This window comes from Geodermatophilus sp. CPCC 205761 (assembly GCF_051383655.1).
Lineage (GTDB): Bacteria > Actinomycetota > Actinomycetes > Mycobacteriales > Geodermatophilaceae > Geodermatophilus.
Map to the genome: position 1 here is coordinate 1 of NZ_JALPKQ010000106.1, position 1,450 is coordinate 1,450.

Annotated in this window: 1 protein-coding gene; it reads left to right on the forward strand. The window is 69.7% G+C overall.

The window, feature by feature from the left end:
* Positions 1 to 49: 49 nt before the first annotated feature.
* Positions 50 to 1,441 carry an IS30 family transposase gene (locus tag MY526_RS26920; RefSeq protein ID WP_436705487.1) on the forward strand — a complete coding sequence of 464 codons (1,392 nt, stop codon included), beginning with the start codon at positions 50 to 52 and terminating at the stop codon, positions 1,439 to 1,441.
* Positions 1,442 to 1,450: the final 9 nt, after the last annotated feature.

Below are 1,450 nucleotides of genomic sequence, written 5' to 3' on the forward strand. Positions count from 1 at the left end.
GGCGGACTCAACCGGTCGTCGCAACACCCCGTGATCACGGAGGTGTTCGATGGTGCGACGTCAGCAGCACGCGGATCGGGCTTTGCGGCCCGCGATGCGCTCACCGGGCCGGCCGATGCCCTCCAGGCATGTGGAGCGCGAGTTCTGGCGCTTGATCGCGCAGGGAAGGCGCACGGAGGACGCCGCGCTCGAGATCGGCGTGTCCACGCCAGTCGCGTCGCGCTGGTTTCGCCACGCTGGCGGCATGCCGCCGCTGAGCCTGGCCGAGCCCACCGGCCGCTACCTGTCGTTCCACGAGCGTGAGGACCTCGCTCTGCTGAAGGCGAAGGGTCTCGGGGTCCGGGCGATCGCTCGTGAACTCGAGCGCGATCCCGGCACGATCTCGCGCGAGCTGCGACGGAACGCCGCGACCCGCAGCGGCAGAATCGAGTACCGGGCGACGGTCGCGCAGTGGAAGGCGCAGACCGCCGCTCGGCGCCCCAAGCCGACGAAGCTCGCGAGCAATCCGCGGCTGCAGGAGTACGTCCAGACGCGGCTGAGCGGGCAGTTGCAGCGGCCCGACGGGACGGTCGCGGCGGGGCCGCCGACGACCTGGAAGGGCTTGAACAAGCCCCATCGTGCGGACCGTCGCTGGGCGAGGGCCTGGAGTCCGGAGCAGATCAGCCGACGGCTCGTCGTCGACTTCCCCGACGATGCGGACATGCGCATCAGCCACGAGGCGATCTACCAGGCGCTCTACATCGAAGGGCGCGGCGCGCTCAAGCGTGAGCTGGTGGCCTGCCTACGGACTGGGCGGGCGCTGCGCAAGCCCCGCGAGCGCTCGCGCAACAAGCCGCAGGGTCACGTCACCCCCGACGTCGTGCTCAGCGAGCGGCCGGCCGAAGCCGAGGACCGAGCGGTCCCCGGGCACTGGGAGGGCGACCTCATCATCGGCCTGAACCGATCTGCTATCGGCACCGTGGTCGAGCGCACCAGCCGCTACACGCTGCTCGTTCACCTGCCGCGTCTGGAGGGCTACGGCACTGTTCCGCCGGTCAAGAACGGACCCGCCCTGGGCGGCTACGGCGCCATCGCGATGAAGGACACCCTCACCACGACGATGGCCACGATGCCTGCCGAGCTGCTGCGCTCACTGACCTGGGACCGCGGCAAAGAGCTCTCCGCGCACGCACAGTTCAAGATCGACACCGGCATCGCCGTCTACTTCGCCGACCCGCACTCACCCTGGCAGCGCGGCACAAACGAGAACACCAACGGCCTCCTGCGCCAGTACTTCCCCAAGGGCACCGACCTCTCCCGCTGGGCCCTGGGCGACCTCCTCGCCGTCCAGGCCGCAATCAACAGCAGACCCCGCAAGGTCCTCGACTGGAAGACCCCCGCGGAGGTCCTGGACGAGCACCTACGCTCACTGCACCAGGCAGGTGTTGCAACCACCGGTTGAGGCCAGGCA

What these genes read in the sequence shown, in the direction of transcription:
- MY526_RS26920 (WP_436705487.1), top strand. Translation starts at nt 50, where the DNA reads ATGGTGCGACGTCAGCAGCACGCGGATCGGGCTTTGCGGCCCGCGATG.